This is a genomic window from Roseovarius sp. EL26 (genome assembly GCF_900327775.1).
Classification (GTDB): domain Bacteria; phylum Pseudomonadota; class Alphaproteobacteria; order Rhodobacterales; family Rhodobacteraceae; genus Roseovarius.
In genome coordinates, this window is sequence record NZ_OUMZ01000007.1 from 317,308 (window position 1) to 335,694 (window position 18,387).

Sequence of the window (18,387 nt, forward strand, 5' to 3'; positions counted from 1 at the left end):
ATGCATATCGGGTTGATTGGTGGCATAGGGCCAGCGGCAACAATCGCCTATTATCGCCGACTGGTTGAGGTTTTTAAGGCGGAAGACTTGCCTTTGAAGCTAACCATTGTCCATGCGGATGTTTCAGCTTTGGCAAGCAATGCAACATCGGGCCGCCGTAACGCACAGGCCGAGATATTTGTGAAGCACCTTATGCAGTTAAAAGGCGCGGGGTGCGATATGGCGACGATCACAGCACTGACCGGGCATTTTTGTTATGACGAGGTGGCAGCATTATCGCCCCTGCCAGTCATGAGCGCGATCGATCCCGTCGATGAGTATTGCGCACAGCAGGGCATAGATCGCATTGGTTTGCTGGGCAGCCCATCTGTTCTAACCACAAAACTGTTTGGACGTTTGCAGAAAGTGCACGCGGTTGTGCCCCAGACTGGGGTGGCAGAATTGGGAGACACTTATATGAAAGTGGCCCTGTCAGGCGAATGCGCGCAAGCTGATCGTGATCTGTTTTTTGCTGCGGGCCAACGCATGATTGATGATCAGGGGGCAGAGGCAATTTTGCTTGCTGGCACTGACTTGGGGTTGGCTTTTGAAGGGCAGACCCCGGGGTTTCCGGTGATTGATGCGCTTGAAATTCATGTGGCTGCAATGGTCGATCTGATCCGTAATGAGCAGGTCGCGCTGCGATCGCATTAGATCGCAGTTTAGCCAATTAAACCCAGATTATTCCGTTGGTGACGCTTAATCATTTTACGGGCTTTTGGCCCGGACACCAACGGGAGGGCAGGATTGTCGACCATATCGCCTAATGCATCAGCCCCGAAAATCGACAGCAATTCTTCTCTTGCCACGTCAGAAAGTGCAGTCAGTGCCATTGGGCCGGGTAACAAGGTTTCTGCCGTGATGCCCTCGACCTTGATGAGGCTATGCTGGTCAAGTGCAATGTGCACATAGGAAAAAGGGGATAAGCTGTCGTCGCGAAAAATCCCGGGTAATGGAAGCAGATCCTTTGCCGCGATCAGTACCTGATCTGCATGAAACATTCGTTTTGCAATCGGGCCAGAGATTGCGATCCGATGTTGTCTGGATACGCGCAGATCACGCTGAGGTAGTCCTGACCCAAGTGCACCCGCTGAGATCACCACAGGGCGGATGTTGGGTTGCTTGGAAAGGCGGCGAGGGGATATGTACTGCCGTCCTATCCAGCGTATTTTCTGCAGCGATTGACCGACTGTCTGAACCGTTGTGCCAATATCAACGGCGCCGATCGGCTGTAACCCAGTGGCTGTTAGGATCTGAACATCATCACAATAGCATACGGGCGCCCCTTCGGTTACAGGTTCAAAGATTGGTGATGTCGGGTCGTCGGCAGAAAACTGTATGGTATAGGTCGAGGCATTCGGCCCGGTCGGCGGGTTGATTGTGGTCGATTGGGCATTCATAGCCGGGCCGTCATTAGCCGTGATTTGCTGAGTGCCGCCACCGATATCCCAAAACTGTTCAACTGTTGAATTGGCTGTATCCACAAGGGCAACCGCTTCATAGTTGATGCCCGTTGCCCCGCCGTCAGGGTCGGTCAGCAGAATATTGAAATCCGGTCGTCCGATGACATAAACTGTGCTCCCATCCGGCAGAGTGGTTGGTGTCAATGCAGGGTCATTCAATGTGACGACCAGACCAACATTGCCGGTGAAATTGTAAAACCCAACCTGGAAATCTGCAGGATTTTCGCCGGGCGCAAGCGTGATTTCCACAAATTCACGCGTGCCACTGCTTGCGGCGTAAGCGTTGGAATAGTGAAGTTCACTTATAAAGGCCAAAAGACATGCTCCGCGCGTGCATCCGTGCTTAGGACTGCATATAGCGGTGTTCTTACTGTTATATGTTTAAAATGTCACCATTCCGAATGGATATGCATCAGGTCTGATGTAAGTGGATAAGAGAAGCTTTGCTCAATTGTCTGAATTGCCGGACGACACATTGTACGTCCACGTGGGAGTGGTATCACTGCCATCATTGAACAAAGGTGAGAGACATGATGCGATATTTAGTGTTGGCAGCAGGGCTGTTTCTTGCGGCGTGCTCGGGTGGGAAGAAGGCAAGCGACGTGCCACCTGCGCTCTATCCGGGTGAGACCCCAGAGTTGCGCTTGTTGATCAATGAATATGCGGATCTTTATGAAGTGCCACGCCCATTGGTGCACAAGGTGATCCAACGCGAAAGCGATTACAGGCCATCAGCGCGCAACGGGCCATATTACGGGTTGATGCAGATCCTGCCAGCGACAGCGGGGCAAATGGGATTTAAGGGAAAGCCGTCTGGCCTGTTGGATGCTGAAACGAATTTGCGCTGGGCTGTGAAATATTTGCGAGGCGCATGGTTGGTGTCAGATGGTGATATGGATGAGGCCGTCATGTGGTACGCCCGCGGCTATTACTACGAGGCGCGTAATCGCTGCCAACTGGTTGAAACCGGTCTGCTGAACCGCGAGATCGCGAAACACTGCCGTGGCTAAGGTCGGGTTCTCATGGCACCGGTGTTGGGCGTGATGCAAAGCTGCTGGGTTGCGCGTTTAGCACCCAAAACGCGAGCAGAGGCTTCGCGTCCGAACGCATCGCATGCGTGATCCCCGGGGGATTGAAAAATGATCCACCCGGCCCAAGCGTGCACCAATCGGCTTCGTCATTTCGGAAAACGCCATCGCTAATCACGAGGTAGGTTTCCTCGGGAGGGTGGCAATGGTCGGGATATCTGACATGAGGAGCCAGAAGCGTTACCCCGATCCAGACATCCGTTCTGCGTTCTAGTCCCGCAGGGCCCATGATCAGGGCATTCGCGTGACTGTCTGCGAAATTGTCACTAGCACCTGTCCAGTCGCCATCCCGTTTGCGCCAGTTGAGCTTGGGTTCAAGCTGGCGAAACGTATCGCCGACGCGCTGAAGACCTGCGTCTTGATGCTGTAACGGTGCGAGCGCCTGATCGAGATGTTTGCAGACGGGCAGGCGGTGTTCATTTCGCTCGGATGAGGAGCCTGAGGTTTCAAGGGCTTCAAATATGGTAGCAAGAGACCGCTTAGAAGTGGGTGCCGTTACATGGGTCTGAAAGGCAGCTTTGAGTGCGTCCAGGAAGTCTTGCAAATATTCTGCACGGTTCATTGTCGTTGGCTCCTGTCAGCGTGAGGGTATCCCCCTGTAAGTACACAAAGCATAACCACGCAAAATAACAAGGTTTTAGTCCGCTGAATCGGAAAGAGCAGTGGAAGGAAGCTGCGTTATGTATTTCTTTCGCGGGGCTGATGCTTTCGACTCTTCATAAATAAAAATGGACGATCGTCCATTTTTATTTTATCCTTCTGCAAAATGACATTTTGAAGGGGGTGACCATGCTGACGAACGGGACCGAATTTGACACGCTGCGAGAGTGGGATGGAGATAATGTATTGCACCCTTGGGAAAACTCAGCCGGGGTGCGTGACCGATCTAGAACGTTTGTTGAGAATGCAAAGGGGATCTATGTTTACGCAGAAGATGGCAAACGGTTGCTGGATGGGCCGGGCGGCATGTGGTGCGTTCAGGTCGGCTATGGCCGACAGGATCTGGCGCAGGCAATGGCGGATCAGGCTATGCAGCTGGGATATTATTCTGCCTTCAATAATTCCAACTCTGCCGCGGCACAACTGGCGCATGAGATTGCGCAGCGCACACCGGGGGATTTGAATACCGTTTTCTTTACGACGGGTGGATCCACAGCCGTAGATAGCGCACTGCGGTTTATTCATTACCGCAACAATGTGCTGGGACAGCCGAACAAGAAGAAGGTGATTTCCAGGCAAAAAGCCTATCACGGTAGTACCTATCTTGCTGCAACGATGAGCGGCAAGGAACGCGACAAAGGCTGGATGGATGTGGCCCATGACTTGGTGCACTTCCTGCCAGATGTGAACCCGTACCGGCGTGATCTCAACCTGAGCATAGAGCAATTTTTAGACGAAAAGGTTGCTGATCTTGAGGCCGCGATTGTTGATCTTGGCGCAGACAATGTTGCAGCGTTTATAGCTGAACCGATCTTGTCCTCTGGCGGAGTTATCGTGCCGCCTGCGGGCTATCATCAGCGCTGCCTTGAGGTGTGTCACAAGCATGATGTGCTTTATATCTCGGATGAAGTGGTTACTGGTTTTGGCCGTTTGGGACATTGGTTTGCCAGCGAAGAGGTGTTCGGCATCGTGCCCGATATCATCACTTGCGCCAAAGGCATGACATCGGGGTATGTTCCCATGGGCGCAGCCATTATCGCAGACCATTTGGTACAAGACATTGTTGATGCGGGTCAGGATGCGACGTTTAGCAATGGCTATACCTATTCTGGTCACCCGGTGAGCGCTGCGGCCGGGTTGAAAAATATTCAGATATTCGAGGATGAAAACATTCTGGATCACGTGCGCGAGGTCACACCCCATTTTCAGGCACGTCTACATGCGTTGCGTGATATGCCAATCGTTGGCGATACGCGGGGAATGGGTCTGGTCGGATGTGTGGAATGTGTGGCAGACGAAAACTCACCGAATCCACTGGCGCTTGACCATGCGGTCGGTGCCCGTATCGATGCACGTTGTCAGGAGCTGGGGCTGTTGGTGCGTCCGATTGTGAATATGTGTGTGTTTTCGCCACCTCTCATCATTACCAAAGGCCAGATTGATGAGATGTTTGACCTGCTGGAACAAGGGATTTCGCTTGCGACAGAGGATTTGCGCCGCGAAGGTCTTTGGCAGGCGAGTTAAGCCAAAGCGCCTGACGGCAGGATCGTCAGGCGCTACGTTTTAAATGGTGAAACTTCAGATCATGCTGAGATAGCTGTGGTAGAACGTCAAAATTCCCCATTCCATTTCTGATAACGGACCCGGTTCAAACCGGTGCGAATTGACGCCCTCTTGGTTATGACGAATGATCCGCTCGTCGTCCTGAGAGGTGACATGCCAGAGCCATGTCAGATCCTCCTTGTTATAGTCTTTGCCGTCATCGGCATCGCCGCGGACATACCAAACGATCTGAATATCCGTTTCCTGCAATGCCGTAGGTACAAAGCGGTAGCCGACAACATGATCTGCGTAGATTAAGAAGTTGTTTAGTGGTCCGATTTGCATGTCAGTGGCCCCACCATCAAATCCGGTGAGATGCCCCAGAATGGGAGCAAGAGGCTCGCCACCTTTGCTGCCGGTTTGATAGCCTTCGAACAGTGGATAGCGCCGCCAGTAGACATCTGCGGCTGGGCCTGCAGAATTTTCACCGGTTTGATCAATTTCGTCGATCTTTAGCCCAATGGCGTTTGAGCGTTCGCGCAAGGGCTCTACCAAACCCTCCATCTCAGTCGGGTCTTTCAGGCTATGGCTGCGCGAATATTCCTTATGCGACGGCGCGCAATGGTAACACTCCATGTAGTTTTCAAGCGCGAGCTTCCAGTTGGCAGGCACGGGGTACGACGCCTCGTGCGCAATTTTCATATTGGCAAAATCGAATGGCGCAGCATGAGATTGCAGCTCTGCCAATCCCGCATCAATTGGCGGTGCTTGGTCCGAGGCGCAGACAAAAATGAGGCCCTCAAAAATGCGGATCTGTGCCGGGAACAACCCATATTTCGAGGGATCAAAGTCAGGCCCCATAGCCCGGCCACCACGCAGCTTGCCGCTTAGATCAAAAGTCCAGGCGTGGTAAGGGCAGGAAAACACACGGGCATTGCCCTGCTTTTCAGTGCACACACGCGAACCCCGATGGCGACACACATTCATATGTGCGTGCACTTCGCCTTCACGGTCGCGGACCACGATGATGCTTTCCTTTGCATAATCGAACAGGAAATAATCACCGGGATGGGGCACCTGACTGACATGACCAACCCAGATCCAACTGTGGTTCCAGTAGGCCTTGATGTCATTCTCATAGACATCTTCAGATGTATAAAAATGGCGTGGCAGGGCGAACCCGTCTTGCCGGGCTTCAACTAAGTCACGCATCAGTTGCAAATCATCTTGCGCCATCAGAGCACCTCATCCGTTTCTAAAGAGATCAGTTCGCGTTGGAAGTATTGTTGATCCACCTCTTCAGGGGATCGTTCGAAATCACGTGCGGCTTGATGGCCTGCAAAAACAGCGTCGACGATCAACCCGGGTGCTGCGGCGTCGCCGATCAGCTCCAAAGTCGTCAGGCCCAGATTTTGTAGTGACGTGAAAAGGCCTGTTTCCCGGTGGCGTTCTGTGACCAGAACGGCCGAGGCACACTGGATGTCAGTTGTTCGTCCGGTATAGGCACAGCTCAGTTGCGCCCCCTCTGGATTAAGCTTCGCCAAAGACTGGTTGCAATGGATCTCAACGCCGATCTCAATCAGCCGGGCTTGGATGCGGTGTTGCTCTAACGTGTTGGCAGTGAAGCCCGAAACCATGGTGTCAGGGGTCACAAAGATAACCCTTCGACCTTGGGCGGCCAGCTTTTCGGCGATGACACCGGCAAGATAAATCTGGTCATCATCATAGACCATGACCGGACCATCGGGAGGTGTTTTACCAATCATGATGTCATCTGGCGTCAGGATATGCGCGTCTGTGGCAACATGCGGTCGGTGCCGCTGCGTGCTGCGCCCGATCCCGTCGGTGCGCCATGTTGCGCCTGTGGCGACAAAGACGTGTTTGATCCCCAGTTCGGCGACTTGTTCGGCGTCCAGTTTACTGTCAGTGAACATCTGCACGTTGGCACGTTGTTTGAGATCATTCAGGCGATAATCCATCACCCGTGCCCAGGCATTCAGGCCCGGGAGCTGGCTTTCACGCAGGACACGCCCGCCGTACTCTGACCGGGCTTCGGCCAGAGTGACGCCATAACCGCGACGGGCCAGTTGCATGGCACATTCGAGGCCCGCAGGGCCGCTACCAATGACCAATGTATCAGTGTCTGATACTTTTGGAGCGATCACCTCTGGATGCCAGCCGCGACGCCATTCTTCGCCCATAGTTGGGTTCTGGGTGCAGCGGATCGGGATTCCGATATTGTCAGAGGCGACACAAATGTTGCAACCGATGCATTCGCGAATTTCGTCAATCCGACCTTCTTTTATCTTGTTTGGTATAAAGGGATCCGCGATCGAGGGGCGCGCCGCACCGATCAGATCGACAATACCTTTTTTGACCATTGATAGCATCATGTCAGGCGAGGTCAGGCGGCCAACGCCAACCACAGGCTTGTTCGTAACCTTTTTTACATAAGCTAAATAGTCGTTTTGATACCCATCTTGCGGCTGAAACCGGGTAGTGGCGGAATCGTTTGACCAATCGGCGATGTTCACATCCCATAGGTCAGGAAGGTCAGCGAGCAACTCAACAACAGCGCGGCCTTCCTCGGAGGCCTGCATACCGTCGGGGCCCTGCATTTCATCGATGGCAAAGCGGAGGGCAACGGCGCAATCCCCGCCTGCGATTTCGAGCGTATCTTCAAGCAGCTCACGGGTCAGGCGAACACGATTTTCCAGTGATCCGCCGTATTCGTCGCTGCGTTGGTTCATGTGTGGCAGCATGAAGTGTTGCGCGATTGTCATGTTGTGACCGGCGTAGACGTAGATGATGTCAAACCCGGCCTCTTTGGCGCGTTTTGCAGCGTCACGGTGCCATTGTCGCAAATTGCGAATATCGGCTTTGTCCATGGCGCGAGCCTGTTTGGGATGCGCCATGTCGATGGACATTTCGGATGGCGCAAGAATAGGCGCACGGCTCAGGTGGTTTTGCGCGTGATTGCCGTTGTGGACCAGCTGAACGGCGGCAAGCGCGTCATGGGCGTGCACCGCCTCAGTCATCAGACGCAGGGCGGGCACATCGCGCGCATCCCAAAGCCGTCCTTCGGCAAAAGGCGCCAGGTCCGATGTTGGGTGGATTTCCGTTTCTTGATTTGAGACCACTGCCCAGCCGCCGGCTGCTTTCATGCCGCGCACGCCGGCATCAGCACGGGGGCGGACATGCCCCAGACCGGTGCAATGCGGGACCTGATAGAAACGGTTCTTGGCCGTTACCGGCCCAATTTTAACCGGTTCAAACAGCAGGCCATATGGATTTGCGTCAGACATTCGCGCGCATTCTTTCTTGTGGAGAGCTGGGAACCCAAAAGGGTTCCCGATGTTATATTGAGATCAAAATCCGGCTTTGATCCGCTCGAATTCTTTCAACATGCGACCTTCAAGTTTGGGCTCAACAGCGTCAAAGAACAGGCTTTTTTCAAAGAAGCTGTCAACATCGGCAAACCCGTAGGTTTCAATCAGGCTTTGATCGGCTGATTTGAAGGCCTCCGCATTCGAGTGCGCGTAGCCCCAATTTTCGATGATGTACTTGCCGCTTGCTTCGTCGCTCAGGGCGTTGAGCATGTCGTAGATTTGATCATCGGATTGTTTTGCACTCTTCAGATGGACATAGCCGCAGACCCAGGTTGCGATGCCCTTGTCAGTGTCGCGCATCATCACGGCAGGCGTTTCGTTCCAGATGAGGTTCAGCTCGGATTGGTTCCAGCCCCAACCCATGGTGACCTCACCGCTGGCAATCGCTTGATCCAGTTGACCCGCATCAGACCAGTAAAACCGGACATTTTGATGTATTGAGCGCAAGAAATCAGAGGCCTTTTGGAACTCTTCATCGTTCATGTTGGTGTAGCTGGAGGCCCCGGTTGCCAATGCTGCCAGAGCATAGGCGCTGGATGCTGCATCCGGCACTGCAATCTTTCCCTGATAGGCGGGATCTGCCATCAGTTGAATAGATACGTCGTCGCCAGAAATCATATCCGTGCGATAGATCAGCCCGGTGTTTCCCCACTCAAACGGTACCATGTAAGTTTCACCATCAATGATCACGCCGTCGACATCCTTGATCTGCGGCAAAAGCTTGTCCCAGTTGTCCAGACGGCTCGTGTCGATGGGCATTATCAGATCGGCAGCAACCCATTTACGCAAAGCATCGGTACAAGGGTGGGCAAGGTCGGCCTCAAAGCCTGATTGCAGCTTGGTAAAGGCTTCTTCGACGCTGCCAAAATAGGTATAGCTTGGCGCGCCGCCGTGCTTTTCCACGTAAGAGCCATAAAAGCCCTGATCCTCATAACCAGACCAATCGAAGATCACCAAATCTTCGGCCCCGGCGTAGGCAATTGAACTGGTTAGCCCTGCCACAGCAGCGCTGACGAGTGATAATGATGTTTTTGTCATGATTTTTCCTCCCAGATGTTTCATGTATCGCGTTTGCCAAGATCGATGACCGAGGCGCTTTGAACACCCAGCCAGACCGCGTCTCCGCGCTTGTGGTCGACTGTGTGAAAATAGTTTGGAACAGCAACGGAAATTGGGTCAGGGACGCCATCAATCCGCACATAGTAGTGAACACTTTCACCGTAAAAGGCGACGTCACTGATGCTGCCTTGGGCATAGGCATCGTACCCATCTGGTTGCGCCGCAGCAATTTCCAGCTGTTCCGGCCTGACCCCTACCAGCAGGGCGCGGTCATGGGTGGCAACATTTGGGTTCACGCTGATGTCCAGCGCCCCAAACCCCTGCAGGTCGATATTCAGCGTTTCGTTTTTTTCAGACAGAACATTGGCGTGCAAAAAATTCATGCCGCCAATAAACGACGCCACTTCGCGATTGCAGGGCCGGGCATAGAGCACTTCTGGCTTATCAACCTGCTTGAGCTCGCCTGCGAACATCACGCCAATTCGGTCGGACATGGTCATCGCTTCATATTGGTCATGGGTGACCATCACAAACGTGATACCAAGCTTTTGCTGAAGCCGCCGCATTTCCAGCTGCATGGCTTCGCGCAGGTTTTTGTCCAGGGCAGATAGGGGTTCATCCAGCAGCAATACCTTGGGCCGCATGACAAGCGCCCGTGCCAGCGCGACCCGCTGGCGTTGTCCGCCGGATAACTCATTTGCCTTGCGGTTTTCCAGCCCGCCCAGCTCCACCATTTCCAAGGCTTCTGCCACACGTTCTTTGATATCCTGCTTGGTCAACCCGCCTTTGCGCAGGCCAAAGGCCACGTTATCGCCGACATTCAGATGCGGGAAAATCGCATAGCTTTGAAAGACCATATTGGTGGGGCGTTTGTTGGCGGGAATATCCTCCATCAACTGGCCATCGATGCGAATTTCACCCTCTTCATGGTCTTGAAAACCAGCGATCATTCGCAACGCGGTGGTTTTACCACATCCTGATGGCCCGAGCAGTGAAAAGAACTCACCCTCACGCAGGTTCAGGTTCATATTGCGCACGGCAACAAAGGAACCGAACCGCTTTTCCACTCCCTGGATCTCGATGATGTTCTGGTCACTCATAGGGTTGAGGTCCTTTGTTTCATTGCGTTGATTTGGTGGAACGACGGCGGAAATACTCTGCGACCAGCAGCAAGATCACTGAGGACAACAAAAGCAGTGAACCTAGCGCCAATGTGTTGGGCAGCTTTGCAGGAAAGCGGATCTGGCTCCAGATATAGACGGGTAGGGTGGGTTGATTGCCCGACAAGAAGAAGGCCAGCACAAATTCATCGAAAGAGACAGTGAATGTCACCAAAAGGCTGGCAATAATGCCCGGCGACACGATCGGTAAGGTGACACGGCGAAAGACACCAACGACTGTTTCACCCAGATCAAATGCGGCTTCTTCAAGCGATTGATCAAAGTCATCAAAGGCTGACTTCATGATTGAAACGGCGAAAGGTAAGGCCAAAAAGACATGGCCCAATATGACGGTGGTCAGGCTGGGCTTCAGCCCCATGCTGATGAACATGACAAGCATCGAGCTGGCGACAATAATGCCGGGAATGACCAGCGGCAGCATAACCAGACCCTCAGACAGCTCGCGTGCTTTAAAACGGTATCGTACATAGGCCCGTGCAGCGAACAGTCCAAGAGATGTCGACATCACCGCCGTGACACTGCCAACGATGAGTGAATTGACCATAGCCTGCAGCAAGGTTTCCTGCGCGCCCAACTGTCCATACCATTTGAGCGTAAAGCCCTTGAGCGGGAAGGCGACAATAGTGCCATCATTGAATGAGAACAGCGGCAGCAGCAGCACCGGCAGGTATAGAAACACCAGATAGAGCAGGGCGTATAGATAAAGCCCGGAAATACGCGGAAGCCCAATCATCGGATACGTCTCCCCAACATTCTGACCAGAAGAACGTAACCAATGGCAACCAGTCCGACGGACATCATGGCCATCAGTGAAAGCGTGGCCCCCAAGGGCCAATTGTTCGCCGCGCCAAATTGCACCTGAATGAGATTGGCGATCATCTTACCTTGCGATCCACCCACAAGGGCAGGGGTTACATAATCGCCGACAGTCGGAATAAAGATGATCAGGCTCGCGGCGATGATGCCGGGCAGCGTTAGCGGAAGGGTGACGCGCAAAAACCGCTCCAACTTGTTGCAGCCAAGATCAGTTGCCGCTTCCAGAAAACTGCGATCAATTTTTTGCAGGCTGACGTAGATTGGCAGGATGGCGAAAGGGGCCCAAGCATGTGCCAGCGTCAGCATGACCGCGAACTCATTATAGAGCAAAAATGTCAGGGGTTCAGAAATGACACCAACAGACAATAGGGCTGAGTTCATCACTCCGTTAAATCCAAGGATCAGCTTCCAACTGAAAACCCGAAGCAGGTAGCTGCTCCAGAATGGAATGGTGATCAGCAACAGCCATGTGGTTTTTTTCTGTGTGCGAAAGGCAATGAAATACGCGATCGGATAAGCCAGCGCGACCGTGATCATGGTCACGCCGCCTGCGATCATAATGGAGCGTAGCAATAAAAACCGAACAAGCGGGTCGTTTATCGCCTCTTTGTAGTTGGCAAGCGTGAAGGTGCGGTCAATTTCTACATAGGTTTGCGTCCAGAACGAATAGACCACCAGAATGCCCAGAGGGATCACCACCAGCAGCCCAACATACAGCGATGCAGGCGCGCTTAGCGCGATGCCCTTGGCGGCCTCAGTTTTCAGATACCGGCTCATGAAACCTCATTGGCTTGGTGTCATTCTGCATCATGAAAACACAAAATGGACGATCGTCCATTTAAAGATGGTATTTTCAACACCCTTGAGTCAAGGATAAAGTTCAGGCGTGATCTTGCGAAAGCACAGACAGATGCGCATAACTACCAATAAAAGATAGAAAAAGACTATAAAAATAGGCTTCAAGCTCGTGGAACAAAGCGGAAAACGTCAACAAACCAGAGAGAACAATCGTCTTGCGCTGATTGAAGCCACGCTGGATTCTGTTGCTGAATTGGGGGTGTCCGCCACATCAGTCAGTGAGATTATCCAACGGGCGGAATTATCGCGCGGCATGGTTCACTTGCATTTTGGTGGCAAGGATAACCTGATCGATCAGGCTGTGCGCCACTCAAGCGAGCAATACTATAATGGTCTGGAAGAGCTGCTGCAGTTGGCCGGGCCCAGTGGTCAGGAACGCATCGCGATGATTGTGAGGGGGGACCTTGGTGAAGAGGTGCTCAACCATCGAAACGTAAGCATCTGGTACGCCTTTCGTGGCGAGGCCCGCAATCGAGCGGCGGTTGCCGCATACTCGGATACCCGCGATGGTAAACTACGCAACATGGTGCACAATGCTTTCCTGCGTATTGCGGGTGAAACGCAATCTTCTGATCCCGCGTCGGTGGCCCGCGACGCAACACATGGGACACTGGCAATGCTCGAAGGGATGTGGACGGACTATTTATTACACCCGACCTCTTTTGATCGCCAAGAAGCAATGCGCATCGTTTTTCGCTTTTTGAGTGCAATGTTCCCAAAACATTTTGATCTGCAAGGTGCCATTCTGGGTAAGGGATAAATGTGGGGTAGTTGGGCACTGGCTACTATGATCATTGGGGTAAGTGGCAAGCAATGGTGACCAAACAGCGCGAAATTATATGCGAAAGCCCCTGAGAGGGCATTGTTAAGTTGACCGCTTGCCCCTGCGATAGGGCAGGGATAGTTTTCGATTATGACCAGTAAATGCCCGTTTTAGTATTTCAAATCCAGCCGTGATATTATCTGTTTTGAAGTGAAATTGCGCATCCACTATGGCCTATCCTTGCGGCAATGCGAAGATATGCCGGCTGAACGTGGGATTGATGTCAGGTATGAGGCGAGTTGGAATTCGTCTGACATCGCCGCCTAACGGTATCGTCTACTTTTCCAAATTGATCTAAAATCACAATTGTTACATTGAAAGTTCCCAACTACTTCACGCTTAATCAAACCAACCAGATGTGCCGAATTCCCTTTTTGTTTCAGTCGCTTTTGATTCCAAAAACCTGACGGCAGACAAAACACATTATATTTGGCTACTTAAGAATGAGGCGGGTATTTCGAGTGTTTGCATACCGTTTTGCGGCACATTGTGCTGTAGCCCATCAAAATTGGTGCGTGGAATAGAAAGTAGCCGACGAAAAAACCCACGATAGTGAGATCGTCAAAGGCGTTGCTCATCACGATAACCGCCACGGGGACGTTTCTGACAGCACATTCGATTGTGACAGCTGGGCGATCCCTTGGGTCGATCCCGCGAGTAACAAGCGCCCCGACACCTAAAGCCGCAGTTGTAAAGAGTGCGCTGGCAAGTGCGATTTCAGGCAATGACAGCTTGAGAATCGGCCAACCAACCCAGGTCGAAACGCCGACCAGAGCCAAAACAAGCAGATTGGCCAAAATGTCCAGACGGTGCCGCGCCAATTCTACGGCGTTTACAAACCGGTTGCGTATCCACATTCCTATGGCCATAGGCACCGCTACAAAGAATAAAATCTGCTGCGTCATTTTCATGACAGGAAGGTTGAGGTTTCCAGAGATGGGTTCGAAAACCGAAGAGACGACTGCGATCAGAAAGGGAAACGCGACGGCATAGACAAACACGCCGATGGCCGTCAGCGCCACCGACAGTTCTACGTTTTCACGACCGAAGTAGGTATAAAAGTTTGACAATGTACCACCTGGTGAAATTGACAGTATGACAAGGCCTACTGCGACCAGAGGTGACAAACCTAGAACGCTGGCAATCGAGACTGCGATCAATGGCAGCAAAACCAACTGAGCAGAAAAACAAATCAACACGGTCATGAGCTTGCTGCGTATCGCAGAAAAGCCCCTGACATCGGCGCCCGTGCCGGTAATGAGCATGATCGCAAATGTAATGGCAGGAAAAAATATGTTTACAATGACCGATCCGGACATGTGCACCCGCTTTCTAAATGATGTTACGCTAATTTCATCTAGGGTCAGCGATAGCTAACCGTATGTTTTACGTTTGCCGATGCAATTGAAAATGACCAGAATATTTTGCAAAAATCACACGTAGACACAAAAAAGGCCACTCTCATAAGCGGCCTTGATTATTGGTATCCCGCTTAACCGCCAGAGCTACTGGTTGGGACAGAGGTTTAGCTTCTGGCGTCAAGTTCGGAGTACCTATGCTGGGTAGGGCTTCGAAACCTACATCGAACTGTACCAGCGTTGATCTCATCTGATCTAGAATAACCAGATCGCCCTCCATCGTGGCGGTGCCTGCCTCAACCAGATTTTCTGGTGTAGCATTGCTGAACTCTACAATGTGTCGCTATTCGATATCTGGGAGGTTCAGGTTTACCACAAAGTTCACGCCGACAACCTTGCTGCTGCCCCGACGGATGGCTATAAAATCCAACCACATTGAAGTAGACATCGTCCGGATGATATCCGGCCTTGCAAGGTCGGCGACGAAACCAGCCGGCACGCCATAACGCAGCTCAGATGCGCCCTCCAGAAAGCTGTTGCGCACGCTTGGGCTTTCTTGTTGATAGCCAATTTGCTCGAACGCATCTGCCAGCAAGTGCTTACCGGTCTAGTTGTCGGCTTCCGCATAGACAAGTTTGTTCAGGATTTCGGTCGTTTCCAGATATTTCCCCAACCTCGATCAGCTCGTGACCTTTGGCAATGATCGGTTCTGCACCACGCATTATTTCAACACACAATGGCGCGCTATCGGCAGGCGACAGTGGGATCAATGTTGTTGGTTTCGCAGGCTTTGTGGTACCTTACTTCATTGTGGATCTCGTTGATTATCACGCCCTGAGACACTCAGAGGTGCTATCATCAGCGATATCGCTGCAACATCCAAGTTAAGTCTGTGGGCCAGATGGCGAAAGGGCGGTGAAATCTATCAAATTGGCGACCCAAAAGGATCGATCATTGCGATGGTAGATGGGTGGAGCAACATCATGATCGCGCCTTTGAGTACACCTCCGATATTACTCCATGTCTCTTGTGCCGGGGCTTGGGGCGGAGATACTGCCTACACTTTGGACATTGATCGGGTTATAAGGGTAACTGCCAGAACAGATTGTAAAGTGGCGCATTTCCCCTTTCATAAACTGCAAGTTCTCACCCAGCATATGCCAGAAGTCTGGGCCGGTTTGGCACGGTTAACAGCAGGGCATATCAAGCACATGATGACCATTGTCGCCTGCGGTTTGGAGAAGAATTCCAACAATCGTGTTTCGCTAAACCTTCTTAGGCTAATCGGTGATGGTCAGATGTTTGGATTAGGAAGCGAGGGTGATCCTAAGGAGCTGCCACTTAGCCAAAGCGAATTGGCCGAAATGACATCGCTATCGCGGAATTCTGTTGGGATTATCTTAAAAGATCTGGAAGCAATAGGTGCGATTGAAGTGAGCTATCGCAACATCAAAATCCTAAATCGCAAATTGTTACTTATACCTTCATAAGGCACCAAACGGATGATCCCGGGGCTGGTCATGAAGTATTTGAATGGAGAGCGTTTGCTCATCTCTGAAGGTTATAAAAGCCTGCGCACGCATCAAGCCAAGTTAATCTAGCAAGACCTAGCAGAGATTGTATAGTGTAAAATTCTCTATGCGGCAGACAGCTTTGGTTACGGGCGGTCTGGCTGGGGGTCCTATGAAACTCGAGACTACCAGCATCTAACTAATGTTTGTACACTGGTAGAATGCAAAGGGGAATTTATGCGGCCCCGGAGTGCTTACACGGTGATGGCCGGCCCAATTATGAGACATTTGAGATGACAACCGGGAAAAACGCGATTTATACCACTGGCAGCATTATGCGTCACGTTTCGGTGTCATCTTTCACGGCTAGCATAGGCCTGATGGCGATCTATGCGGTAGATCTGATCGACTTGATATTCATTTCGATGCTTGGGTATGAGGAGATGGCCGCCGCGGCGGGTTATGCCAGTGCTCTCATGTTCTTTACCAGCGCAATCAACATTGGTCTGTCGGTCGCAGCCGGCGTTTTGGTGTCGCGGTCAATCGGCGAGGATGATGAGCTGGAGGCCCGAGAATATGCCACAAGTACAGCCATGCTTGTCATGGTGACCGGGGTCGCCATACCTCTGATATTATTGTTCAACATTGAGTTTTTCGTAGGCCTTCTCGGTGCTACGGGACAGGTGGCTGAACTGGCGGCAACCTATCTTTGGATTGTCGTGCCATTCACCTGGGTTTCGGGCCTGTCCATGGTTACCGTCGCAGCGCTGCGGTGCCGCGGAGAGAACCGGCTGGCGATGTATCCAGCCCTTTTCGGGGCGTTGACCAATGCGGTGCTTGACCCGATCTTCATCTTCGCCCTGAACATGGGCTTGCCAGGCGCGGCCTGGGCAACGGTGGCGGCGCGATTCGTGACGCTAGGCCTTGCCCTTTATCCGGCGTTGCGCAAGCACAATACGTTTGTTTCCCCAGGCTTGCGCTTGCTCTGGCGTGATCTCCAGACAGTGACGCATTTTGCCAGTCGGGCCGTGCTGGCCAATGTGGCCACGCCCATTGGTACGGCGATCGTGACCCGCGAAATGTCAAAATTCGGATCTGAGGCGGTGGCTGGGATGGCTGTGATCGGGAGGATGACACCCGTCGCCTTCTCCGTCATTTGGGCGTTGTCGGGTGCCATCGGGCCAATTATCGGGCAGAATTTCGGTGCTGGCCATGTTGATCGGGTCAGGCGCGCTTATCTCGATGCCATTAAGTTCGTTGCGATCTATGTGTTCTGTGTAACCATGATCTTGTTGGCCTTACGTGGTCCGATTGCTGATCTCTTTAATGCTGAGAACCTGACGAGGGAACTGATTTACCTCTACTGCTTCCCCGTTGCGCTGTCATCGTTCTTCAGTGGCTCGGTCTTTGTGGCGAGCGCGTCATTCAACACGCTAGGCCGCCCGTCTTATTCGACGTGGTTGAATTGGGGGCAGAACACTCTGGGCACTTGGCCGTTTGTTGTCGCTGGTGGGTTCTTGATGGGCGCGCAGGGGGTTTTAATTGGACAGGCGCTCGGAAGCGTCCTCTTTGCATCAGTCGCGATATGGTTGGGTTGGCGGCTGATAAAGAACCCACCGCAAGAAAACATGCGGCACCGCAGCCATAGCGCGCTCTTTGGCCATGGCAGCCTCATTGCCCATACCCTCCAGAAGCATGTGGGAGACAAATGACCCTGGCCTAAGAACCAAAACTCTGACGTCGACTAAAACTGTACATTTAGCATGGAAGCGGCAACATGGCCGTAGCGTTTGACCAAGTCCTTGATCTGGCTATTGGCTCGAGAGGTGCATTAGGAGAATAAGCCAATGGAATTTATCACCACACACCACATCATTGAGGCCGTTGGCTGGCTCGCTGTTTTGTTCAAATTGGCGACGTTCTCTATGAATTCGATGATCTGGCTGCGTGTCCTCGTGATTTTATCGTCGGTCTGCTTCATCATCTATAGCGCTTTGTTTCAGATCTGGCCGCTTCTGGCGATTGAAGCCATCTTGCTCTCCATCAACGCCTATCGTCTCTACGAACTCATCGCGCTACGCAGATTGGTGACGCATATGACGGACGAGTCAGAACCTGATTTTTCCGGCGCCATGGCTTACGGAAAAAAGCGTATTATCCAGTCGGGCGATGTTGTTTTCGAAAAGGGCGATCCGGTTGACAGCCTTTATTATCTGGCCGAGGGCCTCGTTGAAATCGAGGGTCAGAATGTGACCGTGCCTGCGGGAAAGATTTTTGGCGAGATGGCTTTCTTCAACAGCAGTGCTGAGCGAATGGCGTCGGTTCGTTGCGTAGAGGATACGGTTGTTTACGAACTCAACGAGAAACGCTTTACGCGACTGCAATATGAAGACCCTAAATTCGCCATGGCCGTGATGCGCTTGGTCACCAGGCGGCTCGTGGCGAATGCCGCGCAAACGCAGGAGGCTTAACCCGAGTAATGTCGCGTGGCTTCATATCGCTCCATTGCCCTGGCTTAGTCGTAAACCGGGTGGCTATGCCCAAGGAATCCACAGCGGCATAGATCTTCGTTGTCAGGCCGCCTTTGGAACGCTCGGGTT

Annotated in this window: 17 protein-coding genes; 7 read left to right on the forward strand and 10 right to left on the reverse strand. The window is 52.4% G+C overall.

Annotation, left to right across the window (positions count from 1 at the left end):
* Positions 1-693: an aspartate/glutamate racemase family protein gene (locus D9A02_RS09410; protein WP_120500732.1), complete on the forward strand. Its 693-nt coding sequence runs from the start codon at positions 1-3 to the stop codon at positions 691-693.
* Positions 694-701: 8 nt separating this feature from the next.
* On the opposite strand, the gene D9A02_RS09415 is transcribed toward D9A02_RS09410, so the two are convergent.
* The gene (locus tag D9A02_RS09415) at positions 702-1,817 is read right to left on the reverse strand and encodes a Hint domain-containing protein (RefSeq protein WP_120500733.1); all 1,116 of its coding nucleotides are present in this window, start codon (positions 1,815-1,817) and stop codon (positions 702-704) included.
* A gap of 218 nt (positions 1,818-2,035) precedes the next feature.
* Between D9A02_RS09415 and D9A02_RS09420 the strand changes: the two genes are divergently transcribed.
* The gene (locus D9A02_RS09420) at positions 2,036-2,512 is read left to right on the forward strand and encodes a lytic transglycosylase domain-containing protein (RefSeq protein WP_120500734.1); all 477 of its coding nucleotides are present in this window, start codon (positions 2,036-2,038) and stop codon (positions 2,510-2,512) included.
* 10 nt (positions 2,513-2,522) lie between these two features.
* Here D9A02_RS09420 and D9A02_RS09425 read toward each other — a convergent pair whose 3' ends face one another.
* The gene (locus D9A02_RS09425; RefSeq protein ID WP_120500735.1) at positions 2,523-3,152 is read right to left on the reverse strand and encodes a dimethylsulfonioproprionate lyase family protein; all 630 of its coding nucleotides are present in this window, start codon (positions 3,150-3,152) and stop codon (positions 2,523-2,525) included.
* Positions 3,153-3,379: 227 nt separating this feature from the next.
* Here D9A02_RS09425 and D9A02_RS09430 point away from each other — a divergent pair, with 227 nt between their 5' ends.
* Entirely contained in the window at positions 3,380-4,774 is a 1,395-nt protein-coding gene (locus D9A02_RS09430; protein ID WP_120500736.1) for an aminotransferase, read from the forward strand.
* A gap of 54 nt (positions 4,775-4,828) precedes the next feature.
* Here D9A02_RS09430 and D9A02_RS09435 read toward each other — a convergent pair whose 3' ends face one another.
* The 6 genes from D9A02_RS09435 to D9A02_RS09460 form a co-directional block, all read right to left on the reverse strand.
* On the reverse strand, positions 4,829-6,028 hold the full coding sequence (locus D9A02_RS09435) for an aromatic ring-hydroxylating dioxygenase subunit alpha (RefSeq protein WP_120500737.1): 1,200 nt from the start codon (positions 6,026-6,028) through the stop codon (positions 4,829-4,831).
* Positions 6,028-8,097, reverse strand: coding sequence for an FAD-dependent oxidoreductase (locus D9A02_RS09440; protein ID WP_120500738.1), 2,070 nt, complete (start codon positions 8,095-8,097; stop codon positions 6,028-6,030). The genes D9A02_RS09435 and D9A02_RS09440 overlap by 1 nt, the downstream gene beginning before the upstream one ends.
* A 63-nt stretch (positions 8,098-8,160) precedes the next feature.
* Positions 8,161-9,219, reverse strand: coding sequence for a PotD/PotF family extracellular solute-binding protein (locus D9A02_RS09445; RefSeq protein WP_120502460.1), 1,059 nt, complete (start codon positions 9,217-9,219; stop codon positions 8,161-8,163).
* 20 nt (positions 9,220-9,239) lie between these two features.
* A complete protein-coding gene (locus D9A02_RS09450; protein ID WP_120500739.1) occupies positions 9,240-10,340 on the reverse strand; it encodes an ABC transporter ATP-binding protein in 1,101 nt (366 codons plus the stop codon).
* A gap of 19 nt (positions 10,341-10,359) precedes the next feature.
* A complete protein-coding gene (locus D9A02_RS09455; protein ID WP_120500740.1) occupies positions 10,360-11,154 on the reverse strand; it encodes an ABC transporter permease in 795 nt (264 codons plus the stop codon).
* Complete coding sequence (locus D9A02_RS09460; RefSeq protein ID WP_120500741.1) at positions 11,151-12,014, reverse strand: ABC transporter permease; 864 nt, start codon at positions 12,012-12,014, stop codon at positions 11,151-11,153. Before D9A02_RS09460 ends, D9A02_RS09455 begins: the two co-directional genes overlap by 4 nt.
* Before the next feature lie 190 nt (positions 12,015-12,204).
* On the opposite strand from D9A02_RS09460, the gene D9A02_RS09465 reads away from it, so the two are divergent.
* Positions 12,205-12,855, forward strand: coding sequence for a TetR family transcriptional regulator C-terminal domain-containing protein (locus tag D9A02_RS09465; protein WP_120500742.1), 651 nt, complete (start codon positions 12,205-12,207; stop codon positions 12,853-12,855).
* A gap of 500 nt (positions 12,856-13,355) precedes the next feature.
* Here the strand turns inward: D9A02_RS09465 and D9A02_RS09470 are convergent, their stop codons facing one another.
* Positions 13,356-14,237 carry a hypothetical protein gene (locus tag D9A02_RS09470; RefSeq protein WP_120500743.1) on the reverse strand — a complete coding sequence of 294 codons (882 nt, stop codon included), beginning with the start codon at positions 14,235-14,237 and terminating at the stop codon, positions 13,356-13,358.
* A 382-nt stretch (positions 14,238-14,619) separates the two neighbouring features.
* Complete coding sequence (locus tag D9A02_RS09475; RefSeq protein WP_120500744.1) at positions 14,620-14,871, reverse strand: alkyl sulfatase C-terminal domain-containing protein; 252 nt, start codon at positions 14,869-14,871, stop codon at positions 14,620-14,622.
* A 388-nt stretch (positions 14,872-15,259) separates the two neighbouring features.
* Here D9A02_RS09475 and D9A02_RS09485 point away from each other — a divergent pair, with 388 nt between their 5' ends.
* The 3 genes from D9A02_RS09485 to D9A02_RS09495 all read left to right on the forward strand — a co-directional run bounded on the left by D9A02_RS09485 (position 15,260) and on the right by D9A02_RS09495 (position 18,258).
* On the forward strand, positions 15,260-15,766 hold the full coding sequence (locus D9A02_RS09485; protein WP_162933022.1) for a Crp/Fnr family transcriptional regulator: 507 nt from the start codon (positions 15,260-15,262) through the stop codon (positions 15,764-15,766).
* 314 nt (positions 15,767-16,080) lie between these two features.
* Complete coding sequence (locus tag D9A02_RS09490) at positions 16,081-17,499, forward strand: MATE family efflux transporter (protein WP_120500747.1); 1,419 nt, start codon at positions 16,081-16,083, stop codon at positions 17,497-17,499.
* Between the two features lie 135 nt (positions 17,500-17,634).
* Entirely contained in the window at positions 17,635-18,258 is a 624-nt protein-coding gene (locus tag D9A02_RS09495) for a Crp/Fnr family transcriptional regulator (RefSeq protein ID WP_120500748.1), read from the forward strand.
* Positions 18,259-18,387 lie beyond the last annotated feature (129 nt).